General features: G+C 53.1%; 28 protein-coding genes. 19 read left to right on the top strand and 9 right to left on the bottom strand.

Going from position 1 to position 27,000, the window contains the following annotated elements; translation table 11 throughout:
- Positions 1 to 7: 7 nt before the first annotated feature.
- The 3 genes from ABDW13_RS01590 (at position 8) to zigA (ending at position 3,421) form a co-directional block, all read left to right on the top strand.
- On the top strand, positions 8 to 760 hold the full coding sequence (locus tag ABDW13_RS01590) for an IclR family transcriptional regulator (protein WP_343550635.1): 753 nt from the start codon (positions 8 to 10) through the stop codon (positions 758 to 760).
- Between the two features lie 116 nt (positions 761 to 876).
- Positions 877 to 1,983 (top strand): ABC transporter substrate-binding protein, encoded by a 1,107-nt coding sequence (locus ABDW13_RS01585; protein ID WP_343550634.1) that lies wholly within the window; start codon positions 877 to 879, stop codon positions 1,981 to 1,983.
- A gap of 217 nt (positions 1,984 to 2,200) precedes the next feature.
- Positions 2,201 to 3,421, top strand: a complete 1,221-nt coding sequence (zigA, locus tag ABDW13_RS01580; protein ID WP_343550633.1) for a zinc metallochaperone GTPase ZigA — start codon at positions 2,201 to 2,203, stop codon at positions 3,419 to 3,421.
- Between the two features lie 35 nt (positions 3,422 to 3,456).
- Here zigA and ABDW13_RS01575 read toward each other — a convergent pair whose 3' ends face one another.
- Positions 3,457 to 4,125 (bottom strand): O-methyltransferase, encoded by a 669-nt coding sequence (locus tag ABDW13_RS01575; RefSeq protein ID WP_343550632.1) that lies wholly within the window; start codon positions 4,123 to 4,125, stop codon positions 3,457 to 3,459.
- Between the two features lie 91 nt (positions 4,126 to 4,216).
- Here ABDW13_RS01575 and ABDW13_RS01570 point away from each other — a divergent pair, with 91 nt between their 5' ends.
- Both ABDW13_RS01570 and ABDW13_RS01565 read left to right on the top strand, forming a co-directional pair.
- A complete protein-coding gene (locus tag ABDW13_RS01570; RefSeq protein ID WP_343550631.1) occupies positions 4,217 to 4,855 on the top strand; it encodes a TetR family transcriptional regulator in 639 nt (212 codons plus the stop codon).
- Between the two features lie 124 nt (positions 4,856 to 4,979).
- Positions 4,980 to 5,801 (top strand): Cof-type HAD-IIB family hydrolase, encoded by an 822-nt coding sequence (locus ABDW13_RS01565; RefSeq protein WP_343550630.1) that lies wholly within the window; start codon positions 4,980 to 4,982, stop codon positions 5,799 to 5,801.
- Positions 5,802 to 5,848: 47 nt separating this feature from the next.
- Here ABDW13_RS01565 and ABDW13_RS01560 read toward each other — a convergent pair whose 3' ends face one another.
- Positions 5,849 to 6,736, bottom strand: coding sequence for an SDR family oxidoreductase (locus ABDW13_RS01560; RefSeq protein ID WP_343550629.1), 888 nt, complete (start codon positions 6,734 to 6,736; stop codon positions 5,849 to 5,851).
- A 103-nt stretch (positions 6,737 to 6,839) separates the two neighbouring features.
- Between ABDW13_RS01560 and ABDW13_RS01555 the strand changes: the two genes are divergently transcribed.
- Positions 6,840 to 7,664 carry a helix-turn-helix transcriptional regulator gene (locus tag ABDW13_RS01555; protein ID WP_343550628.1) on the top strand — a complete coding sequence of 275 codons (825 nt, stop codon included), beginning with the start codon at positions 6,840 to 6,842 and terminating at the stop codon, positions 7,662 to 7,664.
- On the opposite strand, the gene ABDW13_RS01550 is transcribed toward ABDW13_RS01555, so the two are convergent.
- On the bottom strand, positions 7,606 to 8,037 hold the full coding sequence (locus ABDW13_RS01550) for a helix-turn-helix domain-containing protein (protein ID WP_343550660.1): 432 nt from the start codon (positions 8,035 to 8,037) through the stop codon (positions 7,606 to 7,608). The two genes, ABDW13_RS01555 and ABDW13_RS01550, sit on opposite strands and share 59 nt — an antisense overlap.
- A 113-nt stretch (positions 8,038 to 8,150) precedes the next feature.
- On the opposite strand from ABDW13_RS01550, the gene ABDW13_RS01545 reads away from it, so the two are divergent.
- Positions 8,151 to 9,200, top strand: a complete 1,050-nt coding sequence (locus tag ABDW13_RS01545) for an NAD(P)-dependent alcohol dehydrogenase (RefSeq protein ID WP_343550627.1) — start codon at positions 8,151 to 8,153, stop codon at positions 9,198 to 9,200.
- A 116-nt stretch (positions 9,201 to 9,316) separates the two neighbouring features.
- On the opposite strand, the gene ABDW13_RS01540 is transcribed toward ABDW13_RS01545, so the two are convergent.
- Positions 9,317 to 9,748, bottom strand: a complete 432-nt coding sequence (locus ABDW13_RS01540) for an ester cyclase (RefSeq protein ID WP_343550626.1) — start codon at positions 9,746 to 9,748, stop codon at positions 9,317 to 9,319.
- A 109-nt stretch (positions 9,749 to 9,857) separates the two neighbouring features.
- Between ABDW13_RS01540 and ABDW13_RS01535 the strand changes: the two genes are divergently transcribed.
- The 3 genes from ABDW13_RS01535 to ABDW13_RS01525 all read left to right on the top strand — a co-directional run bounded on the left by ABDW13_RS01535 (position 9,858) and on the right by ABDW13_RS01525 (position 13,477).
- Entirely contained in the window at positions 9,858 to 10,775 is a 918-nt protein-coding gene (locus ABDW13_RS01535) for a LysR family transcriptional regulator (protein ID WP_343550625.1), read from the top strand.
- 88 nt (positions 10,776 to 10,863) lie between these two features.
- A complete protein-coding gene (locus ABDW13_RS01530; RefSeq protein ID WP_343550624.1) occupies positions 10,864 to 11,505 on the top strand; it encodes an aspartate/glutamate racemase family protein in 642 nt (213 codons plus the stop codon).
- Positions 11,506 to 11,641: 136 nt separating this feature from the next.
- Positions 11,642 to 13,477, top strand: a complete 1,836-nt coding sequence (locus tag ABDW13_RS01525; RefSeq protein ID WP_343550623.1) for a methyl-accepting chemotaxis protein — start codon at positions 11,642 to 11,644, stop codon at positions 13,475 to 13,477.
- Positions 13,478 to 13,533: 56 nt separating this feature from the next.
- On the opposite strand, the gene ABDW13_RS01520 is transcribed toward ABDW13_RS01525, so the two are convergent.
- The gene (locus ABDW13_RS01520; RefSeq protein WP_343550622.1) at positions 13,534 to 14,730 is read right to left on the bottom strand and encodes an MFS transporter; all 1,197 of its coding nucleotides are present in this window, start codon (positions 14,728 to 14,730) and stop codon (positions 13,534 to 13,536) included.
- A 138-nt stretch (positions 14,731 to 14,868) separates the two neighbouring features.
- Between ABDW13_RS01520 and ABDW13_RS01515 the strand changes: the two genes are divergently transcribed.
- Entirely contained in the window at positions 14,869 to 15,486 is a 618-nt protein-coding gene (locus tag ABDW13_RS01515) for a TetR/AcrR family transcriptional regulator (protein ID WP_343550621.1), read from the top strand.
- Between the two features lie 125 nt (positions 15,487 to 15,611).
- The gene (locus tag ABDW13_RS01510) at positions 15,612 to 16,688 is read left to right on the top strand and encodes a diguanylate cyclase (RefSeq protein ID WP_343550620.1); all 1,077 of its coding nucleotides are present in this window, start codon (positions 15,612 to 15,614) and stop codon (positions 16,686 to 16,688) included.
- Position 16,689: 1 nt separating this feature from the next.
- Here the strand turns inward: ABDW13_RS01510 and ABDW13_RS01505 are convergent, their stop codons facing one another.
- Together ABDW13_RS01505 and ABDW13_RS01500 are read right to left on the bottom strand one after the other, a co-directional pair.
- The gene (locus ABDW13_RS01505) at positions 16,690 to 17,151 is read right to left on the bottom strand and encodes an OsmC family protein (protein WP_343550619.1); all 462 of its coding nucleotides are present in this window, start codon (positions 17,149 to 17,151) and stop codon (positions 16,690 to 16,692) included.
- A 149-nt stretch (positions 17,152 to 17,300) separates the two neighbouring features.
- A complete protein-coding gene (locus ABDW13_RS01500; protein ID WP_343550617.1) occupies positions 17,301 to 17,960 on the bottom strand; it encodes an XRE family transcriptional regulator in 660 nt (219 codons plus the stop codon).
- A 137-nt stretch (positions 17,961 to 18,097) separates the two neighbouring features.
- Here ABDW13_RS01500 and ABDW13_RS01495 point away from each other — a divergent pair, with 137 nt between their 5' ends.
- The 7 genes from ABDW13_RS01495 to ABDW13_RS01465 are packed head-to-tail and all read left to right on the top strand — an operon-like array spanning position 18,098 to position 24,115.
- Positions 18,098 to 19,015 carry a carbon-nitrogen hydrolase family protein gene (locus ABDW13_RS01495; protein WP_343550615.1) on the top strand — a complete coding sequence of 306 codons (918 nt, stop codon included), beginning with the start codon at positions 18,098 to 18,100 and terminating at the stop codon, positions 19,013 to 19,015.
- Positions 19,008 to 19,790 (top strand): ABC transporter ATP-binding protein, encoded by a 783-nt coding sequence (locus tag ABDW13_RS01490; RefSeq protein ID WP_343550613.1) that lies wholly within the window; start codon positions 19,008 to 19,010, stop codon positions 19,788 to 19,790. Before ABDW13_RS01495 ends, ABDW13_RS01490 begins: the two co-directional genes overlap by 8 nt.
- Positions 19,791 to 19,808: 18 nt before the next feature.
- Positions 19,809 to 20,645 carry an ABC transporter permease gene (locus tag ABDW13_RS01485; RefSeq protein ID WP_343550612.1) on the top strand — a complete coding sequence of 279 codons (837 nt, stop codon included), beginning with the start codon at positions 19,809 to 19,811 and terminating at the stop codon, positions 20,643 to 20,645.
- A gap of 2 nt (positions 20,646 to 20,647) precedes the next feature.
- Positions 20,648 to 21,664 carry an ABC transporter substrate-binding protein gene (locus ABDW13_RS01480; protein ID WP_343550610.1) on the top strand — a complete coding sequence of 339 codons (1,017 nt, stop codon included), beginning with the start codon at positions 20,648 to 20,650 and terminating at the stop codon, positions 21,662 to 21,664.
- A 9-nt stretch (positions 21,665 to 21,673) separates the two neighbouring features.
- Positions 21,674 to 21,877 (top strand): hypothetical protein, encoded by a 204-nt coding sequence (locus tag ABDW13_RS01475; RefSeq protein ID WP_343550608.1) that lies wholly within the window; start codon positions 21,674 to 21,676, stop codon positions 21,875 to 21,877.
- A complete protein-coding gene (locus ABDW13_RS01470; protein WP_343550606.1) occupies positions 21,870 to 23,240 on the top strand; it encodes an amidase in 1,371 nt (456 codons plus the stop codon). The genes ABDW13_RS01475 and ABDW13_RS01470 overlap by 8 nt, the downstream gene beginning before the upstream one ends.
- 5 nt (positions 23,241 to 23,245) lie before the next feature.
- On the top strand, positions 23,246 to 24,115 hold the full coding sequence (locus ABDW13_RS01465) for an EamA family transporter (RefSeq protein ID WP_343550659.1): 870 nt from the start codon (positions 23,246 to 23,248) through the stop codon (positions 24,113 to 24,115).
- Between the two features lie 313 nt (positions 24,116 to 24,428).
- On the opposite strand, the gene ABDW13_RS01460 is transcribed toward ABDW13_RS01465, so the two are convergent.
- Complete coding sequence (locus tag ABDW13_RS01460) at positions 24,429 to 25,991, bottom strand: diguanylate cyclase (protein WP_343550605.1); 1,563 nt, start codon at positions 25,989 to 25,991, stop codon at positions 24,429 to 24,431.
- A 153-nt stretch (positions 25,992 to 26,144) separates the two neighbouring features.
- Positions 26,145 to 26,978, bottom strand: coding sequence for a GIY-YIG nuclease family protein (locus ABDW13_RS01455; RefSeq protein ID WP_343550603.1), 834 nt, complete (start codon positions 26,976 to 26,978; stop codon positions 26,145 to 26,147).
- Positions 26,979 to 27,000: the final 22 nt, after the last annotated feature.

The raw sequence follows: 27,000 nt of genomic DNA, 5'->3' as shown, positions 1-27,000 counted from the left end.
TGATTGTATGCCGGATGAAAAACCTTCGCGGGCACGCGGAGTTGACCGGGTTATCGACATTTTTCGGCAGCTTCACACTGCCCGCCAGCCCATGGCGATGCGCGATTTAATTGAAGCAACAGGCGCACCGCGATCCAGCATTTATGAATTAGTCAGCTTGCTCAGCGAAGCCGGATTGGTGGAATTGGACGCGGAAGGCGCTGTGTTTTTTGGCCGGGAAATGCACTATTACGGTGCGGATTACATGGCGCACAACGATCTGATCCGTCGCGCGCATCAACTGATGGTGGAGATTGTGGCGCGTCACGGCGAAACCGTGCAGCTTTGCATGCTGGAAGGCAATAAGTACACGGTGGTGCTGTCTGAAAGCAACGCGCATCCGTTTAAAATCACCTCTGACATTGGCGTGCGCGTGCCCATTACCTGGACCGCCACCGGCCGTTTGCTGCTGAGCAACTGGTCTGATAGCGCGATTTTGGATTTGATTCCGGAAGAAGATTATCGCCTCGCCAGCGGCCAAATTTTGGATAAACAGGCATTTCTCGATGAAATCCATCACGCGGGCAAACTGGGTTATTGCATGACGGAAGGGCTTTCAGAAAGTTTTACCTGCTGTATGGCGGCACCGATTCGTTCGCGCAACGGCCAGGCGGTGGCGGCAATTTGCTTTATGGTAAGCCGCGATACGCCGCAAGAGCGTCGACAAATGTTATTGCAGGAACTGATCACCTCCGGCCAAAAACTCTCTGATTTCACTTAACTTCGCGTTCGAAAAACTCTGTTACAACTGATTGAAGTGGCGTTTATTTCCGCCACTTAAGGTTGTGTTAAGGTAATTGATAATAATAACTATTCTTTTTACCACGGAGTTATGGGATGAAAACGCGCCTGCTTTTGGCAATGGGATTATTGGCTTCCACCGCGGCGGCTGCCTCAACGTATCCGCTGACCGTCACCGATATGGACGGCAACACGCAAACGATCACCAAAGAACCGCAACACATCATTTTGCAGGATGGCCGCGACATTTTGACGCTGGCGCTGCTGGATCGTGACGACCCGTTCAAGCGTGTAGTGGCGTGGAATAATTTGCCGAAGAAACAGGACACGCAAACCTGGGATTTACTCAAAGGACGCTGGCCGGAAGCGACCAAAATTGTTGATATGGGCTTTAGCGATCAAGGTCAGGTGAATCTCGAAAGCGTTCTGGCACAGAAACCGGATTTGATGATTGCGCAGTTGCGTGCCAAACCGGCGTTGCAACAGTCGGGCGTGCTGACCACTTTGAATAATCTGCATATTCCGGTGGTGTTCGTTGATTACGAACTGCATCCGGCACAAAACACCGCGCCAAGCGTGACCTTGCTAGGCAAAGTGTTGAACCGCGAAAGCCAGGCCAAAGCCTATACCGATTTCTATCAGCAGAAATTTGATCGCATCACCAAAGGCGTGGCGGCAATCAAAAATAAACCCACGGTGTTCATCGAACCGATTGCTGGCAACAGTGATAACTGCTGCTTTACCCACAGCCACAATGGTTGGGGCGGATTGGTGGAAGCGGTTGGCGGCAAAAACATCGGCTCTGAATTGCTGCCAGGCAACACCGGATTTATCGCGTTGGAAAAAATCATCGCCATGAAACCGGATGTTTACATCATGACTGGCTCGAAGCGCCCGAACACCAACGTATTACCGTTTGGTTATGGTGTGCAGCCGCAAGAGGTCAAAGCGACATTCCAGCAACTGTTAACCCGCACCGGTCTGGCACAGATCGAACCGGTTAAACAGAATCGTGTGTACGGCGTTTATCATCACTTCTATAACCATCCGTACAACATCGTTGGTATGGAAATCCTGGCGAAAGACCTTTATCCACAGCAGTTCGCCGACCTCACACCGACGGCTGATTTCCGCACTATCGTTAAAACCTTCACCAAGTTGCCGGATAACGCGATCGATTTAAGCTATCCGAATAATCAGTAGTTCTCTCTTGTGGTGCGCATTCATGCGCACCCAACAATCAATTTCGTAGGGTCGCCATTTATGATGACCAGCGCCTTTCAAACTGCCACGAAACTTAAGCACAAAAATCTCTCTCATTCCTCAATGACAATATCAATTGTTATGTTATAACATATCAAAGTCGAGCGCGATGAATCCTCACACAACATCGCGCAGTTTAGTCATTAGAGGAGTTGCAATGTCAGCCTTAACGCCAGCCAACCGCGAATTCAAAAAACTGCCGGTTACTGTTCTTTCTGGTTTTCTCGGCGCCGGAAAAACCACGCTGCTTAACCATATTCTTAATAATCGCCAAGGTCTTCGCGTGGCGGTGATCGTCAATGATATGTCGGAAGTGAACATTGATGCCGCGCTAGTGCGCGAGGGCGGGGCTGAATTGTCACGCACCGATGAAAAGCTGGTGGAAATGAGCAACGGCTGCATTTGCTGCACGCTGCGTGAAGATTTGCTTTTAGAAGTGAATCGTTTAGCGAAAGATGGCCGCTTCGATAACCTGGTGATTGAATCCACCGGGATTTCTGAACCGTTGCCGGTAGCTGAAACCTTCACCTTCGCCGATGAAGATGGCCAAAGTTTATCGGAGGTGGCATCGCTCGATACCATGGTGACGGTAGTCGATGGCTTCAACTTCCTGCGTGATTATGAGTCCAATGAAAGCATCCAATCGCGCGGCGAATCGTTAGGCGAAGAGGATGAACGCACCGTGGTGGATTTGCTGGTCGATCAAATTGAGTTCTGCGATGTGTTAATCCTCAACAAAACTGACTTGATCAACGAAGCGGAAAAAGCGCGCTTGATGGCGATTCTGACCTCGCTAAATCCGCGCGCCAAAATCATAACGTCCGAGTTTGGCAAGGTCGCGCTGGAAAAGGTACTGAACACAGGATTGTTTGATTTTGATGCCGCTTCGCTGGCGCCGGGTTGGCTGAAAGAGTTACGCGGTGATCACACGCCGGAAACCGAAGAGTACGGTATTCGCAACTTTGTCTATCGCGCACGCCGACCGTTCCATCCGGCACGTTTCGCGCAGGTGATAGAGAATGATTTGCAGGGCGTGGTGCGCTCTAAAGGCTATTTCTGGCTGGCGAGTCGTCCACGTCATGCCGGTTCATGGTCGCAAGCGGGCGGCGTATCGCGACAAGGTTTAGCCGGTTTGTGGTGGGCGAGCGTTCCCAAAGAACGCTGGCCGCAAGATGAGGAAAACCTCGGCTACATTATGGAAAACTGGGTTGATGGCAGCGGCGATGCGCGCCAGGAACTGGTATTTATCGGCATCGAAATGGATGAAAGCGTACTGCGCCAAAAGCTGGACGGTGCGCTGCTGACCGATAATGAAATGGCGCTTGGTGTAGATAATTGGGCCAACTTCCCCGATCCGTTCCAATCCTGGTTTAACTAATGCTGTTGGTCGCCAGTTTTGGCGACCAACTTTATTCACGCGTTTCCTAACCACATTGACACTTCAACGCCATCGGCAAACGGCAGCGACATAAATTCCTTGCTGCTGTGCACCCGTTCGAGATATTCCGGGCTAAAGTCGGCATCATCGGCGACGATCAACGCACCTGCACGCAAATAAGGCTGCACTAACGCCAGAATCTCTGGATAGATCGCCTTCGCCCCATCCAGCACCAGCATGTCAATAACTGGTGGCAAATCACTGCTCAAGGTTTCTAAGGCATCGCCGACGCGCACTTCAATCAAATCATTGACGCCTGCATCGGCGAAGTGATTGCGCGCCAACGCCACTTTGCCCGGCTCAAATTCACTGGTGATGATGTTGCCGCCGCCGTTATCGCGCACAGCCGCGGCTAAATGCAGCGTGGAAATACCAAACGAGGTACCAAATTCGATAATGGTGCGTGCCTTGCTGCTGCGCGCCAGCATGTACAACAACTTGCCGGTTTCACGCGAAACGGCGAGCGGTACTTCCTTCAAATGGCCATAAAGTTCGAGGTAATCGGTTTTGCTCTGCAACAGACGATTTTGCTCGGCATCTGACATTTTCCTGAACGCATCATTGGTCGGATGCGCCATGTTATCGGCCAGTTCAAACAGGTAATTCAGCAGCGGTGCCAATGGCGCTGAGGTCAATGTATTCATCGTAAGTTCCTTGTTATCAGGATGGATTTTGCTGTGCCAACAGAATACGATGAATTACTCGCGTTTCACTATTCGTGTTCAGGAAAGACAAATGGCTGAGCAACCTAACACTAAGATTTCACAGAGGAAAAGGCCCAAGCAGGCACGTTCGAATGAGCTGGTTTCAGCCATTTTGCAAGCGGCTACTCAGGTTTTAGAGCAGGAAGGTGCGGCGCGTTTTACTACGGCGCGCGTGGCTGAACGTGCGGGCGTCAGTATTGGATCGCTGTACCAATATTTTCCCAATAAGGCGGCTATTCTGTTCCGTTTACAAAGCGAGGAATGGCAGCGCACCGGCGATTTACTCGGCACCATTTTGCGCAATCAGGCGCATACGCCACGACAGCGTATCCATGATCTTACGTTGGCATTCCTGCAATCGGAGTGTGAAGAGGCGGCGATGCGCACCGCGCTCAACGATGCTGCGCCGCTGTATCGTGATGCGCCAGAAGTGCAGCAAGCACGTACAGCGGGTGAGAATGTGATGAGTGATTTTTTGCTGGAACTCCTTCCGCAAATGGATGCCGATGAACGGGCGCGCGCCAGTGATTTAATCAACAGCACATTGGGCAATGTTGGTAAGCATTTCTCTGAATCGCCGCGCACGCCAGCCGAGATTCAGGCCTACGCGCAGGACATGGCGCAGATGTTCTGTGCCTGGATCAGAGAAAAGGGCGCTGATTTACAGTAAAAGATGGGCTGGAAATCTCTGAAAGCGGTTAACAAACTCATTATTCACATTCTCAATAATCCACACCGCGAGTAAGCTTAACAAAAACCTTTTTAATGCCGGATGGGCAATACGGGAGAGCAAAATGGCAGTGAAAATGATTGCGGTGGATATGGATGGGACTTTTCTTGATGACAACAAGCAATACAACGCGCAGCGTTTTGCACGTCAGTATGCATTGCTAAAAGAGAAGGGCATTCGATTTGTGGTCGCCAGCGGCAATCAGTACTATCAGCTTCAACGCTACTTCCCTGAGATTAAAGATGAAATCGCCTTTGTCGCGGAAAACGGCGCGTGGGTTTCTGATAGCAATGAAGAGATTTTTTGCGGCGAATTGGCGCCAGAGCGCGTGCATCAAATCCTCGATATCCTGGCGAAAGAACCGGATATCAGCACCGTAGTATGCGGACGCGATGGGGCCTATGTGCACACTTCCATGTCTGACGAAGTGATTGGCATGTTGGCAAATCATTATCATCGTCTCGAAAAGCGCGACAATTTGTACGATATCGACGATACCATTTTCAAATTTTCGCTCAATCTGGCGCATGAAGGCGTTGATGCGTTAATGGAGCGTTTGCATGCCGAACTTGGCGCAATTGAAAACATCATGCATCCGGTTTCCAGTGGCTTTGGCTTTGTCGATCTGATCATTCCTGGCTGCCATAAAGCACACGGCATCGCGCTATTGCAGGAAAAATGGGGCATTGATGATTGCGAAGTGGTCGCAATCGGCGATAGCGCCAACGATCTCGAAATGCTGCGCCAGGCTTGCTACAGCTTTGCGATGGCCAACGCCGCTGCGCCAGTTGCCGCGGTATCGCGTTATAAAACAGACAGCAACAATGACGAAGGCGCGCTCAACGTGATTGCTCGCTTACTGGCACGCGAAGAACCGTTTAGTTGATCATTCAGAAATAGCGGAAGGTCGCCATTTTTGGCGACCACAACGCATTAGTTAAAATATCCCGCCTCGCGCATATCCTCTAACAATCCCGGCCCGGTTGGTTGCCAGTTGAACGTCTTACGCGTCCACGCGCTGGATGAAGGATTATCGGTAGCGGCAAAGAACGCCATCCAACCTAACCACGCTTTGGCCTCTTCAGCCGATAAGCTTTTCACCGGCAGCGACAACCCTGCACCAATGGTTTCGGCGATCTGGCGGAATGCGATGCCTTCCTCTTGCACGGCATGCAGAATCGCACCCGGTTCAGCCTGTTCAGCGGCAAGACAAAACAGTTCCGCTGCATCGTCGCGATGCACGGCTGGCCAGCGATTTTCACCTTGGTTGATGTAAACCGCCGCGCCTTTCTCTTTCGCCATATTAATGATCATCGGGATGAAACCATGATCGCCCGCGCCATGAACGGTTGGCGGTAAACGTATCAACGCCACGCGCACGCCTTTGTCAGCTAACGCTAACGCCGCAATATTCGAATTTGATCGAGGATGTACACCAGCACTCGGCTGAATGTCTTCAGTGGCCAGGCGTCCGGGTGAGACCAGTGCGGTGCCCGAAGTCACAATCAATGGACGATTCGAACCTGCCAAAACATCGCCCATCGCCTGAATGGCGCGCAGATCCACTGCGGCGGCATGATCCATACGGCTAAAATCGTGGATATATCCGGCATGAATCACGCCATCGCTTTGCTCAACCGCATTTCGCAAACTAGCAAGATCTTCTAAATCGCCGCGAATCACCTGTACACCTTGCTGCTGGAGTTTCTCCGCAGAGGCATCACTACGCGCCAAACCTTGCACTTGATAACCACGCGCCTGTAATTTTTTCACAATGGCGGAGCCAATAAACCCGCTCGCCCCAGTCACAAAAATTCGCATAATCGTGCTCCACGTAATCGAAGTTGAAGCACTATGATAAAAGCCTGCGGCGCGACGAACAGCCGTGAGCTTATACAGGTATATGCACTAACAGGATAACGCCATGACTCAGCAAGACGACAATGTGCTCGGCAACTATCTGCGTGAACGTCGCCAGCGTCTGGACGCGACGAAACTCGGTTACCCGTTATTGCGTCGCCGCACGCCGGGTTTGCGCCGTGAAGAAGTGGCGGTGCGCGCTTGCGTCAGCACCACGTGGTACACCTGGTTAGAGCAGGGCAGGGGTGGCGCACCTTCGGAAGAAGTGCTGGAGCGTTTGGCTAAAGCGCTTGAGCTCAGCGCAGCCGAGCGCGATCACCTGTTCTTGCTGGCGCAGAATCGTTTACCGGGTGTGACGTGGCAAGCGGGCGTTGATGTTTCGCCTTCACTGCAACGTGTACTGGATAGCATGGAAAACTCGCCCGCGCTGGTGAAAACCGCCGAGTGGCAAGTGGTGGCGTGGAATCGTGCCGCCACCAAAGTGTTTGTCGATTACGCGCAATTGCCGCCTGAACAGCGCAATATTTTATTGATGATGTTCCGCCATGAAGAGATGAAAAAGCGGCTGCCGGACTGGCATCAGGTCACGCGCGGCATGGTGGCAAATTTCCGTGCCGATGTGGCGCGGACAGGTGCCAGTGAACATGTGCGCGCGCTGGTGGAGGAACTCAGCGCGATGAGCGAAACCTTCCGCCAGCTGTGGCAATCGCAGGAAGTCAGCCAGCATGGCGAAGGCATCAAACAAATGTGGTTGCCGGATGAAGGCGTGCTGGAGCTGGAATACAGTACGTTCGCGGTGGAAGGCAAACCGGGTTTAAGTTTGGTGGTATTCAATCCACGTCGGCAGCAGGATCGGGATTGTGTGGCGCGTCTGATGGCGCGTCCGTAGTCGCGCGATAATGCTTTTCCATTGCATCCAACGCCGCCTGATTTTCTAATCCCCATTGATACATCTGCTCAATCGGCGCGGCAAATGTCATGCCGAGCGGCGTTAAGCGATAATCCACCTTAGGCGGGATCACATCGTGAACGTGGCGGGTGATCAATCCGCGCTGTTCCAGTTCTTTCAACGTTTGAAACAACATCTTCTTCGATATTCCCTGCAAGCTACGCTGCAACTCACCGGTTCGCGCGCGATGATTTGGCCAGTGATAAAGCGCGTGCAACACCATGCTGCTCCATTTTACGGAAAACAATTCCATCAAGCGGCGCGGTGGGGAATCGGCGTAAAAGAATAATTTGCCATCGACATAAGCGGGCATCGTTTTCATTCTCCTCTTATGGTCACCAAATGGTGACTACTATCAATTTCGCACCATGTTCACTATAGTCTGCCGCCTTCACCCAGCCAAAGCCAGTTCATTTCGGAGGCACCTTGAAAATCAATGCATTAGTTGCGCGCGACGCCGCAAAACCGCTCTCTTCAGACCAAATCGCACTGCGTCCTGTGCAGCAGCAGGACGTAAAAATTGAAATCCTTTACTGCGGCGTTTGCCATTCAGATTTGCACATGGCGCGCAATGAATGGGCGGTGAGCCGCTATCCATTGGTGCCAGGCCATGAAATTGTCGGCCGCGTGGTAGAAACCGGCGCAGAGGTGACTCATTTCAAAGCTGGCGATATTGTTGGCGTTGGCGTGATGGTGGATTCCTGCCGCGAATGCCATTTCTGCCAGCAGAAAGAGGAGCAGTATTGTGAGTCCGGCTTTGTTGCCACCTACAACGGCATCGACAAAGTCACCGGCGACAGTACGTGGGGCGGATACGCGCAGAATGTGGTGGTCGATCAACACTTTGTGGTTTCTGTGCCGCAAACCTTGCCACTGGCTGGTGTTGCGCCGTTGCTGTGCGCGGGCGTTACCGTTTGGTCTCCGCTGCGTCACTTTGGCGTGAAAGCCGGCGATAAAGTTGGTGTGGTCGGATTGGGCGGCCTTGGACATATGGCAGTCAAACTGGCGAACGCGATGGGCGCAGAAGTGACGTTATTCACCACTTCCCCAGCCAAAGGTGCAGATGCAAAACGTTTAGGTGCGAAGCATGTCGTGGTTTCACGTGATGCGCAGCAAATGGCAGAGGCGCAAACATCGCTGGATTTCATCATTGATTGTGTATCAGCGCCGCACGATCTCGATCCCTATTTAGCGACATTGAAAACCAACGGTCGTTTAGTGCTGGTCGGCATTCCAGAGCAGCCGCATCAATCGCCAAACGTGACGCCAATGGTAAATCGCCGTCTTAGCATCAGCGGCTCGTCGATTGGTAGCATTCAGGAAACCCAGGAAATGCTGGATTTCTGTGGCAAACACAACATCATCGCTGATATCGAGTTGATTGCCGGTGAACAGATTGAAAGTGCTTTTGCCCGCATGTTACAAGGCGATGTGAAGTATCGTTTCGTTATTGATGTGCAAGCCACGCGCTGGTAAGCCGTTAAATCGCCTGCACCATTGCGGGCGATTTCAACCTGAAATCGCCAATTCGGAAATAATTAAGGCGCTGATTAATTTGGTCTTTATTAGTAAAAGCTAAATTTTTTCGCCTTCTATTGCGGCGGAAATTGCCCCAATTGCTGGAACATCGCCAGCCAATCTTCCATATGCCAGGTTGTGGTCACGCGTTCACCATTCAGCAAATGAAACTCATGCAGACGAATGCTAATGCTGCGTCCGGTTGGCGCAATCCCCATAAATTCCCCTTGATGCGTCCCGGTGATTTCCGCACGCACCGCGATTTTCCCCGGCTCTTGCACCATGTCGTGCACGATGATGTTGATATCCGGGAAGGCGCTGATAAAGCCCGCAAGCATCGGTTTAAAACCTTCCGGACCTGGGCCTTGTCCTGGCGCCAGCGGAATGTCCTGCCAATCGTCGGTTACCGCTAAATTCAGCAAGTCCGGATTCTTATCACTGAAAGCACGATACAGCATTTCCACTGCGTCACGCTCGGCTTTTAGGCGTTGATTCTGTTCAGACATTTTGGATTCCTTGCAACAAGTTAACGGTGCATCTCACCGGCTTGTGCAGTATTCCCGATTCTGTCACTATCAATCCAACAAATAGATAATATACAGCGTTATACAAAATATGAATTTTGATGGATTCGATCTCAATCTGCTGGTGGCGTTTAACGCGTTGATGCTGGAACGCAATGTCACTAAGGCGGCAGCGATGGCGGGCGTGAGTCAACCGGCGATGAGTGCCGCGTTATCACGTTTGCGGCGCCTATTTGATGATCCGCTGTTTATACGCAGCGCCGAAGGGTTGCTGCCAACGCCCAAAGCGCGGGAGATTGCGGTGCCGGTTGGCGAAGCGTTAGGGCAGGTGAGAAGCCTGATGAATCCTGCTGAAAGTTTCGATCCGATTGCCAAGGCGCGCAGTTTTACCTTGGGATTGACCGAATATCCGCTGCAAGTGCTGCTTCCAGCGCTTACGCATCAATTGGCGCTATTAGCGCCTAATTGCAGCATTCATGTGCGCTATTTCACCGATCGTGATGAGTCGGTGGGATTATTGGACGCCGGTAAAATTGATATCGCGATTGGTGTACCGCCGACCAAAGCGGAAAACCGCATCCTTTCGTCTCCGCTGTTAAGCGATGGTTTTGTCACGATGGTTGGACATGATCATGTTTTTGCCGCGGAACAGATGGACCTGAAAACCTTTGCCGCGATGCGTCATATTCTGGTTTCTCCCGAAGGCAATCGTTATGGATTAGTCGATCAGAAATTGCGTGAGCATGGCTTGGTGCGTGACGTCAGCCTCACGTTGCCAACCATGTTTTCCGTCCCCGCTTTGCTGCCCGGCACCGATTTTGTCGCCACCGTGCTGAGTCGTGTCGGCAAACACGCTGGCAATCAAGCGTTGATAAAAGTATTCCAGCCACCGATTGAATTGCCGACCATTCCGTTTGATTTACTCTGGCATCGCCGCACGCAGGACAATCCCGCACATCGCTGGCTGCGCGAAGTGATCACCAACGTGGCGGCAACGCTCACTGATTAGTGACGTCAGGCAACAGTTGCCGCTGCCCAGCAAAACTGACAATTTATTGTCCACATCACGACAACAATAACGTTATCAGGAGTTAATTATGCTGGGGATTATTCGTGTGCTGACCCATCCGGATCAGCACTTTGTAGAAGAACATGGTCGCTTGATTCAGCAGGAATACGGCATCAATTCGCTTAGCCGGGCGATTCCCGACCAACATAAAGGCATCTTTGATGATGCGAGCGAAGCGTTGGCGGTGCCAAAAATCGTAACGCTAGGCCAGCAACTGGAAGCGGACGGGTGTAATGCGCTGTTTCTCAGCTGCGCCGCCGATCCTGGATTAGCGCCATTGCGTGCGGCGGTTGCTATTCCGGTGATTAGCGCCGGTTCAGCGTCGGCAAGCATTGCGTGCATGTTAAAACGTCCGGTTGCGGTGATGGGGATTGGTGCTGCTGCGCCCGCGCCATTCCGTCAGTTGTTGGGTGAATCAGTACGTTATGCGCGGCCTGAAGGTGTGCTGAATACCACCGATTTGCTGAGTGCTGAAGGCCGTGCCAGCGCGTTGGCCTGCGCCGATAGCTTGTATCGAGAAGGTATCGAAGTGATTGCTTTCTCCTGCACTGGATTTTCCACCATCGCGCTTGGCGACAGCATCCGCCAACAGTTAGGCAAAGTGGCGGTGGATGCCGTCAGTGCGGCTGGTTTATTTATCAGCCAGTTAGCGCCACAATCCCACCGTTAATACCGCTGCGCCGTGCTCTGGCGGCGCATGTTAAACATTCTGCGTTTTTTTGTGCCATCGCTTTAAACAATTCCCGTTTCGCTCCGATAACTCCTTTACAAACTTTACAAAAACAACAATCGCAGGAGTAGGGAACATGGGGCTGGTATCCCGATTACGTAATGTGCGCATCACCCGTAAATTGTCGGCAGGATTCGGCATCGTGCTGTTGTTAGTGGCGCTGGCAACCGGGCTCAGCGTGCAGCGTTTCAACGCTATTCACGACATCTATCAGAAAACTAATCTGATTTATGACATCAACATCGAAGTATTTCAGGCCAAAATTAACCGACTTAAATACCTTTATGGCGATGATAAATCCGGTCAGGTGATGGCGAATTACGTCACCCATGCGCAGCAGTTGAACAATGAAGCGAAGCAGCTGAGTTGGGGCGATGATACCCGACAATTAGTGGATCAACTGGGTACGCATCTCGCCAGCTTCCAGAACAGCATTGGCGCGATGACGCAAGCGACGCAGCAACTTAACAGCCTGCGTTCCCAGCTTGATAGCTTGAGCCAGCAGGACATGACCGCGCGCTACACGCAACTAATTCGTACACCTGTCACCAATCCCGACATCACCAACCAAATCTACCAACAGCTTTTTGCTATCAGCAACGTGCGTGAAGAAGCCTGGGCGTTGCGCTTTAACGTGACCGATGCGCTGCGCAAAACGCTGGAAACGCATTTCCAGCAGGCCGATCAAGGCATGAAAGCGTTGTTAGCGCAGTTGCCGCCGGAACAGCAGGGCGAATTTAATGCGGTTTGGCAGGACACCGAAAAATTCAAAAGCCTGAGCCTGCAAGCGGCAGATGCTTACGGTCAGCTGCGTGCGGCGGAAGATACCGTGAAAGTCGCGGGTGATAACAGCAGCGCGGCGATCAAAAAGATCATCACCATCGTCAAGGCGCGTAACGATGAACTGGCGAACGGTTCAGCGGCGATTTCCTTGTTGATTGGCGGCCTGGCGATTCTGTTCGGTATTTTGGTGGCGTGGTACATCATTCGCCAGATTACTCGTCCGGTATTCCACAACTTAGCCTTGGCGGAACGCATTGCCAGCGGCGATCTCAGTTCGCAGTTCGCTACCGATCGTCATGACGAACTTGGCAAACTGACCTCAGCAATGGGGCGTATGAACGAACGTTTGCGCAGCATGATTGGCGATGTGCTGAGTAGCGTTAGCAGCGTATCGCAGGCGGCCAGCGCGATTAATCAGGGCAATCTCGATTTGTCATCGCGCACTGAACAGCAAGCGGCGGCAGTGGTCGAAACGGCCGCCAGCATGGAGCAGCTTACCGCCACGGTGAAAAACAACGCCGCCAATGCGCGTCAGGCCAGCCAAATCGCGGCAGAAGCCTCGCACAACGCCAATCAGGGCGGCATTGCGGTGCGTGATGTGGTGAATACCATGGGCGAAATTTCAGATAGCTCGAAGAAAATCGCCGACATCACCGCCGTGATCAATAGCATCGCGTTCCAGACCAACATTCTGGCGCTGAACGCCGCCGTCGAAGCGGCGCGCGCCGGTGAGCAAGGCCGTGGATTCGCGGTGGTTGCCAGTGAAGTACGCAATCTGGCGCAGCGCAGCGCCGGTGCGGCAAAAGACATTGAGCAGTTGATCAGCGAATCGGTAGGACGCATCAGCAATGGCCACCAGCAGGTTGCGCGTGCCGGTGAAACCATGGAACAAATTGTGAATAGCATTGCGCGGGTGAACGGCATCATGGAAGAGATTTCCGCCGCATCAGATGAGCAAAGTCGCGGCATTGAGCAGATTGCGCGCGCAGTCGGTGAACTCGATACCACTACGCAGCAAAATGCCACTTTGGTTAGCGCTTCTTCGCACTCGGCAAACTCATTGGAAGAGCAAGCGATGATGCTGGAACGGTTGGTGGCGCAGTTTAGGTTGCAGGGCGCCACGCGCTAAACAATCGATATTTGCAGCGGCCAAAGGATGATTTGATCATCCTTTGGCCGCAAACATTATTGGCTTCTCACCGCCTCAGCAGAGTGCTTATTGGCGCGCGGGAAACCCTGTTCAGAGCGTATAACCACCACCACAGCAATGATTAGCAGCAGTAGAAGCGCCCAGGGAAAAGCGCCGGAACCAAAGTGATCCAGCAGCACACCGCCCGTTAGCCCTCCCAGCGCAATCGCACTGTTCCACGTCACCACATTCATCGATAAAGCCACATCGGCATGTTCACCCGCTGCATCAGCCAGCGCGGTTTGCAGCAGCGTTGCGGCACCGCCGAAAGTTAATCCCCAAACGGCAACGCCGAGATAAATCACCGCCGGATCTTTAGCACCAAGCCCAAAAATCAGCGCCACCGCGGCAAAAACCATGAGTGATAGCAACACCGCTTTGCGCAGGTGGCTATCGATGATTTTTCCGGTGACAAAAATCCCGCACAGCGCAGCCACACCAAATGCCAGCAGCACCAGATCAACTCTTCCAGCAAGGCCAGATGGTGCGATAAAGGGCGCGATATAGGTATACAGAATGTTGTGAGCCAGCATCCACGTCAGCACCACCGCCAGCACGGATTTCACGCCGCGAATCGACAGCACCGCACCCAGCGACATTTTCTGCGTGTCAGCGTTACCAGCATAATTCGGCACGGCCAGCAGTATCCAGCCAATCAGGATGATCGAAAGCCCGGACATTACCGCAAACGTCAGTCGCCAGCCCAGAAATGCGCCCATCCACGTACCGGCCGGAACGCCAAGCGATAAGGCAATCGGCGTGCCGATCATCGCCAACGCCAGCGCGCGACCGTGCAGTGACGGAACCACCATTCTGCGCGCATAGCCAGCGATCAGGCTCCACGCCAATCCTGCCGAAGCGCCGGCGAGAAAGCGTGCGACGAGGATCACTGTAACGTTTGCAGAGATCGCCGTTAACGTGTTGAAAATCAGAAATCCCGCCACGGTACTCAAAAGCACGCTGCGACGTGACCAGCTACGGGTCATCAGCGTCAGAGGAATTGCCGCTACCAGAGAACCTGCCGCATAAGCGGTAACCAGTTGCCCGGCTAACGAAGGAGAGATATTTAACCCGGCGCTGATTTCTGGCAGCAATCCGGCGGGGATGGTTTCGGTCAAAATACAGATAAAGCCAGCCATTGCCAAAGCCAGCAGGGCAAAAACCGGCAATTGTGTCGCTTCCTGTTGTTTCATCATTCAGCCTGTCAGTGAGTTGAGAATTTGCCGTAATGGCAACTAAATATATATCGATCGGTATATATGTTGCGTTGCGGATCCAACCGTTGTCAATTAAATATGTATCGATTAGTATAAATCGCGGAGGAATCGCAGATGAAAACAGGCCGACCAAGACAGTTTGACCGGGAAGAAGCCGTGAAAAGTGCCATGCATTTATTTTGGCAAAATGGTTACGATTCAACCTCGCTCGCCATGTTGAAAGCCTCGATAGGCAAAGGCATTACCGCGCCTAGCTTTTATGCGGCCTTTGGCTCAAAAGAAGCACTGTTTAACGAAGCGGTAGAGTGTTATCTCAAAACCCATGCGCAGGTTACGGAACCGCTGTGGGATGAGGCTTTACCTCCTCGCGACGCGTTACAAACGGCACTGCGTAATTCTGCGCAGATGCAATATGAACCTAGCCATCCGCGTGGCTGCATGGTGGCGTTGAGTGCCTTGTTTACCTGCTCCACAGAGAGTAAGTCGCTATTGCTGCCGCTGGAAAATTCGCGTCGCCGTACGCGTGAAGGGATTCGCCATTGCATTGAACGGGGAATTGCGGCGGGTGAGTTGCAGGATAATCGCAGCACGCGCGCGCTGGCAGTGAGTTTCGACAGTTTCCTGCTGGGCATATCAACGCTGGCACGCGATGACATTCCCTTGAATGAGGTGGAGCTGGCGATTGATCAAATCATGCAACTCTGGGATTTTGCTGCAACAGCAGATTCGTAAATGATCAAAATGCGACTTTTTTGTGCGGTTGTGAAAGTGCAAGGTAAATATTCTTAAAATAAAGCATTCAGCTGATAACAATTCCCGTTAAACTGCAATTCTTGTCGATCTGATACTTCCCGTGCATGAACTACTACTCACCTGACGATAGCCATTTGAAGCGGCGTTCCCAGCGCTTCGTTCGTCGCATGTTGATCATGCGCCAACTCGGCACATTTCTCTGTTTCTTCCCGATTCTCTCCGTGTTGATGGAGATGAATCGTGGACTAGCGTTTAGCGCGCTGTTGTTTGTGAATGCTTTTATCTGGCCGTGGCTGGCTTACCAACGTGCACTACGCGCGGATGATTCCACTGCAACGGAGCGCCACAATTTAACCCTTGATGCCGCGTTTGGCGGCATTTGGGTGGCGTTGATGGCGCTGAGTCCGCTGCCCTCATTTATCATCATGGCGGTGCTGGCATCAGATCGTTATGCCGCTGGTGGCGCAGCGCAGTTGATCGCAGCGATGCAGGCGTTTCTTTGCGCGTTTGTCATGGTTTGGCTGGTGGATGGTGCCGGTGTGCATCTGGCTTTTAGCGCACAAACGGTGTGGTTGACCTTGCCGCTGGCGACCTGTTACATGCTGGTGCTGAGCGTAACTTCCTACAATCTCACCTGGCAACTGCGCAAACGAAACCGCGAACTGGAACGTATTGCGCTGATGGATCCCGGTTTGGAAATCCCCAATCGGCGTTTGTTCGAACGTCGTTTGGAGAGCGAATTCCTCAGCACACGGCGTGGCGATAGCTCGGGTTATTTGTTGTTGATGGACCTCGATTACTTCAAATCAGTCAACGATACGTGGGGCCATGAAGCCGGAGATTTTCTGCTGGCGGAGATCTCGGCGCTGCTGCGTAATCATGTTGGCTTACAGGACATTCCTGCGCGTTTTGGCGGTGATGAACTGGGTGTGATTGTGCACCACGCTACCGATGAATCGGTGGTAGCGCTGGCGGAGCGGCTGAAAGAGAAGATCGCGCAGGTGCGTTTACCGGCGTCAGCGGAGTTTCGTTGCTCGGTGAGTATTGGTATTGCTGCGGCGGCCAATGCGGAAACCATCCGTCATTGGCTGCGTCACGCGGATGAAGCGCTATACGATGTGAAACGCGCTGGCCGCAACGGCGTGCGTCTCTGGCAATCCCCGCTGGCCGGTGCGGCGTAAATCACTCGAACTGCGGTTCGCAGTTCACCGGAAAGTTAAGCGAATTAGCCACATAGCACGCTTCATGTGCCTGATGATGTAATTCACGTGCGCGCTCCTCATCTGCTGGATCGCGCAACGCAATGCGCGGTTTCAAGGTTATCTGGGTAAATCGGCCGCGCGTACCTTCAATCATGGTACCTTCCGCTGCATCTTCATAGGCTTCCACCACGATTCCTGCATCGGCGCACAGGTGCAGATACCACAGTTTGTGGCATGCTGACGCCGACGCTAGCAGCAGTTCTTCAGGATTCCATCGCGATGCATCGCCGCGAAATGCCGGATCGGCGCTCATTGCCACGGTTTGTTTGCCAGTGGCAATCAACTCGCTGTTGCGATCGTATGCGGTATAGGATGTTGTGCCCTCGCCGCGATTGCCGGTCCAACGCACCGTAACCTGATAATGGTGTTCCTTTGCTGCCATTCGTGATGTTCCTCACCGAATTTTCAAAATGCACATACCGTAGCGGCGCGATTTATCGCGTTCTTTTGGCCCTTTCAGCGCTGTGAAATTGCGCAATAAATTGCGCCGCTACGATACGTGCGGGCATTAACATTTATCACGAGATGATGCTAAATGCCGCGCGCCAAATCCTCAATATCCAATTTCTCAGTCTGGCAAATCGAAATCAAACTGGCCGCTTCATCGCTCAGCCGCACAAAGGTATGGCGCATGGTGCTATCGATATACGCGCTATCACCTTGCGCCATCCGCAATGGCGCATACAACTGCGTGTGCAGCATCACTTCGCCGCTCAGCACATAAATAAACTCTTCGCCCGCATGTTGTGACCACGCTTCCGGCGGCGGCAATTGCTGGGTTTCAATGCCCATCACCACCGGAATCATGCCTTTCACCAGCAATTCAGCCGCATGCACTTCATAGCGAAAATAGGGATTGGTGAAAGCAATGCCTTTACCTGCCAGCGTATAAGTTCGGCGGCCCTGAATCGCGCCGCTGGTCACGGGTGAATCTGGCAAATCCTCAGCAAACAACTCAGCTAGCGAGTAATCAAAGGCGCTGGCGATCTTGGCGATGGTATCGAACGAAGCGGAAACCTGGCCTTTTTCAATCTTCGAAAGCGTCGAAATCGACACGCTGCTTAACTCGGCGACTTGTTCCAGCGTCAGCTCGCGCGCCTGACGTATCGTTTTGATACGCATACCAAAATCTTGCTCGCCAGTGGTGGCTGCGCCCAGCCCGGAGGCTTCATGCTGTCGGGTGGTTTTCATGATGCAGATTCTCTTCCGCAGAGTGAACGTGACGGGTACTTTCTCACATATGATAAAAAATTTCCTATAAGAAAAATGTATTGGTCTTAGTGTGCGTTAAGTAGCAGTTTAGAAAAAAACTTCTGGGAACTGTTGCCATGAACGCGATCACCATAGCTAGCGTCACTTTGCCGGCGTTTTACGATAAAGCACGTAATCTCAGCAACTTGCTGACATGGATGGCGCACGCCGCCGAAGAAGGCGCAGATTTGGTGGTGTTCCCGGAGCAGGTTTTGCAAGGCTACTTGCCAGACACGCTTAACTGGAACGGCGATGCGGTGGCGTGGCAGATGCAACAAGCCGAAGTGGTGCCGCAAGGCGAGAGCGTTTTAGCGTTGCAACGTGCCGCCAGCGAGCTGGGATTGCATGTGGTGTTCGGCATGACTGAACGCCATCCGGAACGTGCCGAAGTGCTGTTCAACAGCGCGGTATTACTGGGGCCGCAAGGGTTAATCGGCGTGTACCGCAAAGTGCACCAGCCCGGCGACGAGAAACATGTTTACTATCCCGGCAGCGATTTTCCGGTGTTCAACACCGCAATTGGCCGCATCGGCATGCTGATTTGCTACGACAAAGTGTTCCCAGAAAGCACGCGCGAATTAGCGTTAAAAGGCGCGGATATCATGATCATGCCCACGGCGTGGGGTTATGCCGGTGATGGCAGCGCAGGCGATGCCGATCCGATGGTCGATAGCTACACGCTGTTTGGTCGGGTGCGCGCGCTGGAAAATCAGTGCTGGATGATTGAATCCAACCTGTGCGGTCAGCACGGCAATCTGCACTATCACGGCCACAGCCGCATCATCGATCCGCTCGGCAATATCCTCGCCGACAGCGGCACCAGTGAGGGCATGGCGATCGTTAACGTAGAAATCCAATCCGCCATTTTGCGTGCGCGCAGCAGCGACTACCTCGGTTATCACTTCTTGAAAGATTACGTTCCGGTGCAGGCGCCGCCTTCGCCGTTGACGGTTCACAATCGCCACGCGCGACCTTTGGGGGAAAGCCATGAGTAAGGTTCTGGAAGCCGCCGGTATCCATAAAAGTTATCCCACGCCGGATGGTGAAGTGACGGTGCTACGTAACCTGAACTTCCACGCCAACCGCGATGAATTTGTCTCGTTTGTCGGTCCGAGCGGCTGCGGTAAATCGACGCTGTTCAACATTATCACCGGCCTGTTGATGCCCGATAGCGGCAGCATTTTGCTGAAAAATCGCGAAACCACCGGCACGCCATCGCCGGAACTCGGTTACGTGCTGCAAAAGGATTTGCTGTTCCCGTGGCGCACGGTGATCGACAACGTGATTCTCGGCCTCGAAGTACGCGGTACGCCGAAAGCCGAAGCGCGCGCCAAAGCCCGTGAACTGTTTGAGCTCTACAAAATGACCGGCTACGAGCAGAAATATCCGTCGCAGCTGTCCGGCGGCATGAAACAGCGCGTGGCACTGATGCGCACCATGGTGACCAATCCGGAAATCATCCTGATGGATGAAGCCTACAAAGCGCTGGATTACCCACTGAAAATCGCGCTGGAAAGCGAGTTGCTTAGCGTGGTGAAGGAGCAGCACAAAACGGTGATTTTCATTACTCACGATATCGAGGAAGCGGTGACGTTATCGGATCGCGTCTACGTGATGAAGGCGCGTCCGGGCGAAATCGTGCAAGAGATTGAAGTCGATCTCGGCACCGACAGTTTATCGATTCCCGAGCGTCGCTTAGCGCCGCGCTTCAATGAATATTACGAACTTATCTGGCGCAGCATCGGCACGCAGCCCGAACCGGTTAACTAACGAGAGGATGATATGGCGATGAATACGGTGTCTACGCGCCCAACGGTCAGCGCGACCGCCAATCGCGGCACGCGCGAAACCTTCTTCCGCTCGGCGAACGCGCGACGTTACACGCTATTGGTGTTGCAGATTGCCATTGTGGTGGTGCTGCTCGGCGGTTGGGAGCTGGGCGTGCGCAGCGGCAATATCAATGCGTTTCTATTCTCCAGCCCATCGCAAGTGTGGGATGTGCTGGTGCAGCGCTTCCAGAGCGGTGAGATGCTCAGCGACATTCGCATTACGGCAGTTGAAACATTGGTCGGTTTTGCCGTCGGTGCGATCGGTGGTTCGATATTGGGCTTGCTGCTGTGGTACTCGCGCTTTATCTCCGATTTGGCGGCGCCGTTTATTGCGGCGATTGGCTCGATTCCAGTGCTGGCGATTGCGCCGATGACCATCATCTGGTTCGGCACTGAAATGCTGTCGAAAGTGGTGATCGTCGCGTTCTCCTGCGTGGTGGTGTCGCTGACCACGTCTTATAAAGGTGCGATGCGTACCGATCCCGACTTAATCAACTTGCTGCGATCCTTCAACGCTGGACGCGGCACCATTTTCTTCAAACTGGTGGTGCCGTCGGCGATGTTGTGGGTGCTGTCGGGATTGCGTCTCAACGTCGGATTTGCGCTGGTCGGCGCCATCGTCGGCGAATACATCTCTTCGGATGCCGGTGTCGGACACATGATCCTGCTCGGTAGCTCCAACTTCGGTATGAACATTGTGCTGGCTGGCATCGTGCTGGTCATGCTGATGATGCTGTGTTTTAACGCGCTGGTGGCTTTTCTTGAACGCCTCATTCTCTCCTGGGACAGGAAATAATCATGAAAACATTTCGCTTCGCTACGATCTCTGCCGCAGTTTCTTTGGCTTCATTGGTATGCGTAAATTCGGCGCTGGCTGCCGACACGCCGGTACGCATTAACCAGGCTTTCCAGTCGCTGCTTTATTTGCCGCTGTATGTGGCGCAGGAGCAGGGCTTTTTCAAACAGCAGGGCGTTGATGTGAAAATCAGCACCGGCGGCGGCGGGGCGCAATCCTGGGCGGCGGTGATTGGCGGCTCGGCGGATTTCTCGATTCAGGATCCGGTGTTCGTGCCAAAAACCCGTGAAAACGGCGGCAAAGGTGTGGTGGTGGCCGGCGTACAAAATGCGCCAACCATCTTCGTGTTCGGCAAAGAAGCGGCCTCATTGCAGGACAATCTGGCACTGCTTTCCGGTAAACGCGTGGTGACCAGCCCGCAGCCGGACACCACGTGGGCGTTCATGAGCTATTTGATCAAACAGAACAACCTGAAAGACGTGAAGTTGGTGCATGTGGCGATTGGCAACGAAATCCCGGCGGTTTCCGCGGGTCGCGCCGATTACGCACTGGCGGCAGAACCGCAGGTGACGATGGCTGAACAGCAGAACGGGTTGCACGTGGTGTATTCGTTCTCGGCGGCGCAATCCTGGTACCCGTTCGCCTTCTCCAGCCTGACCACCACGCAGCAATATATCGACAAAAACCCGCAAGCGGCGCAGGCGGTAGTGACCGCATTCGAGCAGGCTTCGCGCTTCATCTATAAGCATCAGGATGAATCGGTGCAAATTGCGCGCAAATACTTCCCGGCGCTGCCTGAAGATGTGGTGAAAAAAGCGGTACAACGCGAGATCGATGCCAAAGGTTATCCAGAGAACGTGCTGGTGTCGCAGAAAGCGTGGGACAACAACATGAACATCGCGCTGTATGCCAAAAACATCAAAGCCTATCCGTCAGAAGCCACCTCTTATCAGAACAACGTCAACGTCGAGCTGGCCACCAAAGCGAAAGCCGCGGTTGATGCGATGGGCGACAAGTAAGGAGCCGCAATGGACATTATTGCACTACGTCTGGCGCTGATTCAGCGCCACTGTGTGGCCGATGCCGCTGAATTGCAGCATCTGCTCAGCGATTGTGACGCGCGCGCGGCGGGTGTTTGCGCCTTCGCCGCCGAACATTTCCCGCCAACCTTATTAGCGGCCAACGCGTGGGTTTCCGCGCTGCAACCGCCGCTGGAGTTGCCGCATGAGTGAATTAATCGATCATTCGATGCTGACGCTGGCGCAGCAATTGCGGACGCGGCAAACCAGCGTGCCGGAACTGGTGGAAGCCTGCCTGGCGCGTGAAGAAGCCACTCACGATCTCAACGCGTTCAACGAAGTTTATCTCTCGCAGGTACGCCAAATCGCTAAAGCCAGCCAGCGCATGCTCGAGCAAGGCTACGATCTCGGCCCACTGCACGGCATGCCGATCGCCATCAAAGCCAACATTGATTTGGCCGGTGAAGAGATGCACGCGGGCAGTGAAATTCTGCGTGGCAATATCGCCAGCCGCGATGCGGTTGTCGTGCAGCGTCTGAAACAAGCCGGTGCGCTGATCATTGGCAGCACCAACATGCATGAGTTTGCCTGGGGCGGCACCACCAATAATCCGCATTTTGGTGCCAGCAGCAATCCGTGGGATGACACGCGCATTCCAGCCGGTTCCAGCGGCGGTTCCGGCGTGGCGGCGTCGGTGCGCAGCGCTTTAGCAACGTTGGGCACCGATACCGGCGGCTCGATTCGTTTACCGGCTTCAATGAACGGCATCACTGGATTGCGTCCCGGCGTGGGTCGGCTTTCCACCGAAGGCATTTTCCCGCTGGCGACCAGCCTCGATACCGTTGGCCCGCTGGCGCGCTATGCCGAAGAGTGTGAAGTGCTGTTTAACGCGCTGGATGGTCAATCCGGCCTACTCAGCGCCTTGCCGGAACTGACGGGTTTGCGCATCGGTTTGCTGCCAGATGTGCATCAACAAGTGCAGCCGGATGTCGCCACCGCCTATGACCAAATGGTGCAGTGGTACCGCGCGGCGGGCGCGCGTTGCCAAACGCTGAGTTTCACCGGACTCGACCAGGCGGTGAATGCGCTGGTGCTCATCAACCTTGCTGAACCGGCGTCGTTGCATGCCGCGTGGCTGGCGGAGCGTCCGCAGGAATATGGCGCAGATGTGCGCAAGTTGCTGCAAGCGGGTTTGAGCATTACGGCGGTGGAATACCTGCAAGCGCAGCGTTTCCGCACCGGTTTGCGCATGCAACTGCTGCACCATCTCAATCAGGTGGATGTCATTTTGGTGCCGACGCTGCCGTTTACTGCGCCGCACAAAGGTTTGGAAGCGATTCAGATGGGCGACCGTGAAGAGAGCGTGTTAACCGGCAATATGCGTTATAACGCGTTGGCGAGTTTGTCGGCGTTACCGGCAATCAGCCAACCGGCGGGTTTTGATCGCGACGGCATGCCGATTGGTATGCAACTGATTGGTCGCGATGGTGCTGAGCGACAACTGCTGGCGCTGGCGCGTCAATTCCAGCTTGAGCATGATTATCATCTGCAAACGCCGACGCGGTTGCGTGCGTGAAAGCGCTGTCGCTGCGCGATGTGTTGATCCTGCTGCTGGTGGTCAACGGCTGGGCATTTAACGTGATCGCCATGAAGTTTGGTCTGATGGAGTTGCCGCCGCTGTTTATGCTAACGCTGCGCTTTGCGTTGGTGGCGGCAATTCTGTTGCCGTTCCATCGTCTCACGCGTCGCCAGTTGCCGGGCATGATGCTGCTAGCCTTCACCTTCGGCTTTGTGCATTTCGGCTTGATGGTGATTGGCATGCAAACCGCCGATGCCGGCACCACGGCGGTATTTATCCAGATGGGCACGCCGATTGCCATGTTGTTAGCCGCGTTTTGGCTCAAAGAGCGGTTGAGCTATCGGCAAATCGCCGGTGTTTGCGTGGCGTTTATCGGCGTGATTATTTTGGCCGGCAGTCCGGCGTTAGCGCATTGGCAAGGCATGATGTGGCTGCTGATCAGCGCCTGCGGCTGGGCGTGCAGCACAGTATTTATCAAACGTTTACCGCCGATTGCGCCATTAGCGATGACCGGCTGGCTGTCGCTGTTCGCCATTCCGCTGGTGGGCATCAGTTCGTTACTCACCGAGCAACATCAATTCGCACTGCTGATGCAGGCCGGTTGGCGCGGCTGGCTTGGAGTAATCTACAGCGCCTTTGGCTCGTCGATTTTTGCCTATTCGTTGTGGTATGGCTTGCTGAAACGCTATCCCGCCAGCCAAATCTTGCCGTGGTCACTGCTCAGCCCGGCACTGGCGCTGCTGATGGGCGTGGCGATCTTGCATGAATCGTTGGATCACAGCAAAGTGATCGGCACGTTATTGATTGTCGGAGGGATCTTGCTGGCGGTGATCAGAATGCATCTTTTCAAACGCGGGGTATTGATATCGTAAGCGGTCAGTTTTGAGATGAAGCCGAAAATAACCGAACGCACGAACCGTAGCGGCGCAATTTATTGCGTTGTGTTGACCTTGCAAAATCAACGGAACGCGATGAATCGCGCCGCTACGGAATGTGGGATCATTGAATTAAACGTGCCATAGTCGAAAAAGTCATGCGGTTAAAGAACATGTTTATAAAACGCGATTTTATCGACATATCACCATAACGTGTCGATGGCATAAACATGTCACGCCATCATGTTTATAAAATCTGATTTTATCGACACGTTGCGATGCATCTGCGTGCTAATCATTGATATGAAACTCAACCCACTTCCTTCCACGCCACTGCGCGGTTACGCCCGTTGCGCTTGGCTTGATATAACGCTTTATCCGCTTCCTGCTTCAACTGTTCCGCTTCGCCCGTTTTGCCTGACGAGATCAACGTACTGTATCCGGCACTGATGGTGACAACGCCGTCGATAATATCAGTGGTGGCATGCGCAATACCGGATGCCTGCACGTTATTCACCGCGCGTTCCGCGACATTCATTGCTTCAAAAATACGGGTGCAGGGCAGGATGATGGCAAACTCTTCACCGCCATAACGCGCGACCACGTCGCCGTGATATTTCACGCTCTCTTTTAACGCTTGCCCGACATCCTGCAAACATTCATCGCCCGCCACGTGGCCATAGGTATCGTTGTAGCGTTTGAAAAAGTCGATATCAATCATCACCAATGAAAGTGGTTCGCCGGTTTTTTCCGAACGTAACAGCGCTTGCTCTAGCAACGCATCAAACTGGCGGCGGTTCGCTAAACCGGTTAAGCCATCAACCAAGGCTAATGACTGCAAGGTATGATTAATGGTGGTGAGCTCATCGCGCACGTGGGTCAGCTCAATCTGGTTGCGCACGTTGGTCCCCACCTGGCGCAGCACGAAAACGCCCATGCCGGTGATGGTAAGCAGCAACGCCACGTTCAGCAGTACATTAACCAGGTTATCGGCCAACCAGGCGCGGCGAATGCTGTTGCGGTCATAACCTGCGGTGACGATTAACGGATAACGCTCCAGGCGGGTATAACCAAATACGCGCTCAACCCCATCAAACGCCGAGCGCCAGGTTGCGCTGCCGCTGGATGCCGCTTTCAGTTCGGTTTTAAACAGCGGGCTGGCCGACAGCGTTCGGCCAATAAAGGTATCGGGGAACGGGCGTACATAGAGTGCAGTGGCATCGGCAAGGATTAAGCCCAACGCATCCTTCTGACCCAAGGTGAAATAGCTGTAATACTGGCGGAAGTAATCCACTTTAACGGTAGCGAGCGCCACGCCAGCAAAATGACCGGCGCTATCGTTGAGCCGCACGGAAACCGGGATCACCAAATCGCCGGTTGAACGGCTACGAATCACATGGCTGAGATGAATATCGGTATTGGTATGGGTTTGATGCCAAATGAAATAATCGCGATCTGCGTTACTGGCGCTGGTAGGGGTAAAATTGCCCGACGACGCCACCCAATGCCCTGCGGTATCGTAGACAAACAACCCGTGAAGCTGCGGCAATTTACTCTGCTGATCTTTGATTTGATGCAAGAAAAGCGGCGTCGCAGCGTAATCGTTGCCATTTTGTCTTAGCTGTCGCACCACATCGGCCAGGGTAATATCGACCTGAAGAAAGGCATCTTCGGCCTGCTTGGCGAGTGACAACGATAAGTTGCGCGCATCTTCCTGTTTTTCCGTCAGTCGTTGCTGCCACGAATTCCACAGCGACCATGCATTAATCACCACCACCAACAGGCTGATCAGAAACAGGAAAACCGCCATGCTTCGGCCAAGCGGCGTTTTTAACAGGTGTGGAGAGCTATCGGGAAGAACACTTTTGCGCATTGGTACTCGGCGTAAATTGGCTGAGGATATGAATTGAAGCTTATATTACAGAATTAGTACCAGCCTAATAAGGTGAGTAAAGGTATAAAAGCAGCATTGCAATCAGGGATGATTCCACAATGCTGCCAAATATCGCATAACGGGGAATGAAGCCTAGTTATGGTTATATCCGGTTTGGCGACTTAACAGGATTTGCTTCCAGTGGCTTTCTCGTTCCAACGTTTCCTCTTCAGTGGCATTGGGATCCATCACTTCCAGAATCGAGAAGCGTAATCCCTTAAGCCGCTCAGGTGATGCCTCGCCAAGTTCTTCAATCAAACCCACATTACCGCCGTGCACGGTGGCGAAATAATAACTCCACCGGCTCCAAAAGCCGCCCGAACCACTTGCTTTCCCGACATAAAGCCTGCCGGTTAGCGTGTCTGTGATGAGATAAACGCCTTTGACATTTTGCAGTGCTGTTCGCCAGGTAGGCAAATCATGCCTGATAATAAGTTCAAGTTGTTCCCGTGAGAGAATAAGATTTTTGTAGCCCGGAAAATCGCCAAAAGTGAGTTTAACCGCCGTTATTTCGCTAACAGTGAGCTCATTTTGCAGTGTTTCACCATTTAAGTACGAAGTACGACCTTTATAAACCGACTGCACGTACATGCGTCCGGCAAATTCATCTGCTAAGGGCACTCTTTCCATTTTGTAGCGATAGAAATCTTGCTGCCACGCCTCATCTCTAGGTTGTTTATCTTCAATGCTAATCACTGCATATGTCCCGGCATAAAGCCATCGTTGAGCATTTTTGGCCTGGATCAGTGATACAACATATCGTCGTGAAAAGTTGCGTTTTGACTGCCAGCTCTGCCATTCATCAAATTCCCCTGCGATGAAAACATCTAAAGGATCGTCATGACCATTGTGCCGAGCCAAATGAATTTTGGTCATTTCAGGATTGAAATCAGGGATCAAGGTTTGCAAATAGTCCATTAAAAGCATGAAGGAACCTTATAAAGAGGAA

Source organism: Pantoea sp. (assembly GCF_039594315.1).
Taxonomy (GTDB): Bacteria; Pseudomonadota; Gammaproteobacteria; order Enterobacterales; family Enterobacteriaceae; genus Pantoea.
This window is presented reverse-complemented; position numbering and strand designations above follow the sequence as displayed.

What these genes read in the sequence shown, in the direction of transcription:
- ABDW13_RS01550 (WP_343550660.1), bottom strand. Translation starts at nt 8,037, where the DNA reads ATGCCCGCTTATGTCGATGGCAAATTATTCTTTTACGCCGATTCCCCA.
- ABDW13_RS01460 (WP_343550605.1), bottom strand. Translation starts at nt 25,991, where the DNA reads ATGCGCAAAAGTGTTCTTCCCGATAGCTCTCCACACCTGTTAAAAACG.
- ABDW13_RS01570 (WP_343550631.1), top strand. Translation starts at nt 4,217, where the DNA reads ATGGCTGAGCAACCTAACACTAAGATTTCACAGAGGAAAAGGCCCAAG.
- ABDW13_RS01590 (WP_343550635.1), top strand. Translation starts at nt 8, where the DNA reads ATGCCGGATGAAAAACCTTCGCGGGCACGCGGAGTTGACCGGGTTATC.
- ABDW13_RS01495 (WP_343550615.1), top strand. Translation starts at nt 18,098, where the DNA reads ATGAACGCGATCACCATAGCTAGCGTCACTTTGCCGGCGTTTTACGAT.
- ABDW13_RS01555 (WP_343550628.1), top strand. Translation starts at nt 6,840, where the DNA reads ATGACTCAGCAAGACGACAATGTGCTCGGCAACTATCTGCGTGAACGT.
- zigA (WP_343550633.1), top strand. Translation starts at nt 2,201, where the DNA reads ATGTCAGCCTTAACGCCAGCCAACCGCGAATTCAAAAAACTGCCGGTT.
- ABDW13_RS01575 (WP_343550632.1), bottom strand. Translation starts at nt 4,125, where the DNA reads ATGAATACATTGACCTCAGCGCCATTGGCACCGCTGCTGAATTACCTG.
- ABDW13_RS01490 (WP_343550613.1), top strand. Translation starts at nt 19,008, where the DNA reads ATGAGTAAGGTTCTGGAAGCCGCCGGTATCCATAAAAGTTATCCCACG.
- ABDW13_RS01485 (WP_343550612.1), top strand. Translation starts at nt 19,809, where the DNA reads ATGAATACGGTGTCTACGCGCCCAACGGTCAGCGCGACCGCCAATCGC.
- ABDW13_RS01520 (WP_343550622.1), bottom strand. Translation starts at nt 14,730, where the DNA reads ATGAAACAACAGGAAGCGACACAATTGCCGGTTTTTGCCCTGCTGGCT.
- ABDW13_RS01525 (WP_343550623.1), top strand. Translation starts at nt 11,642, where the DNA reads ATGGGGCTGGTATCCCGATTACGTAATGTGCGCATCACCCGTAAATTG.
- ABDW13_RS01585 (WP_343550634.1), top strand. Translation starts at nt 877, where the DNA reads ATGAAAACGCGCCTGCTTTTGGCAATGGGATTATTGGCTTCCACCGCG.
- ABDW13_RS01455 (WP_343550603.1), bottom strand. Translation starts at nt 26,978, where the DNA reads ATGCTTTTAATGGACTATTTGCAAACCTTGATCCCTGATTTCAATCCT.
- ABDW13_RS01560 (WP_343550629.1), bottom strand. Translation starts at nt 6,736, where the DNA reads ATGCGAATTTTTGTGACTGGGGCGAGCGGGTTTATTGGCTCCGCCATT.
- ABDW13_RS01530 (WP_343550624.1), top strand. Translation starts at nt 10,864, where the DNA reads ATGCTGGGGATTATTCGTGTGCTGACCCATCCGGATCAGCACTTTGTA.
- ABDW13_RS01510 (WP_343550620.1), top strand. Translation starts at nt 15,612, where the DNA reads ATGAACTACTACTCACCTGACGATAGCCATTTGAAGCGGCGTTCCCAG.
- ABDW13_RS01540 (WP_343550626.1), bottom strand. Translation starts at nt 9,748, where the DNA reads ATGTCTGAACAGAATCAACGCCTAAAAGCCGAGCGTGACGCAGTGGAA.
- ABDW13_RS01505 (WP_343550619.1), bottom strand. Translation starts at nt 17,151, where the DNA reads ATGGCAGCAAAGGAACACCATTATCAGGTTACGGTGCGTTGGACCGGC.
- ABDW13_RS01565 (WP_343550630.1), top strand. Translation starts at nt 4,980, where the DNA reads ATGGCAGTGAAAATGATTGCGGTGGATATGGATGGGACTTTTCTTGAT.
- ABDW13_RS01535 (WP_343550625.1), top strand. Translation starts at nt 9,858, where the DNA reads ATGAATTTTGATGGATTCGATCTCAATCTGCTGGTGGCGTTTAACGCG.
- ABDW13_RS01470 (WP_343550606.1), top strand. Translation starts at nt 21,870, where the DNA reads ATGAGTGAATTAATCGATCATTCGATGCTGACGCTGGCGCAGCAATTG.
- ABDW13_RS01500 (WP_343550617.1), bottom strand. Translation starts at nt 17,960, where the DNA reads ATGAAAACCACCCGACAGCATGAAGCCTCCGGGCTGGGCGCAGCCACC.
- ABDW13_RS01515 (WP_343550621.1), top strand. Translation starts at nt 14,869, where the DNA reads ATGAAAACAGGCCGACCAAGACAGTTTGACCGGGAAGAAGCCGTGAAA.
- ABDW13_RS01480 (WP_343550610.1), top strand. Translation starts at nt 20,648, where the DNA reads ATGAAAACATTTCGCTTCGCTACGATCTCTGCCGCAGTTTCTTTGGCT.
- ABDW13_RS01475 (WP_343550608.1), top strand. Translation starts at nt 21,674, where the DNA reads ATGGACATTATTGCACTACGTCTGGCGCTGATTCAGCGCCACTGTGTG.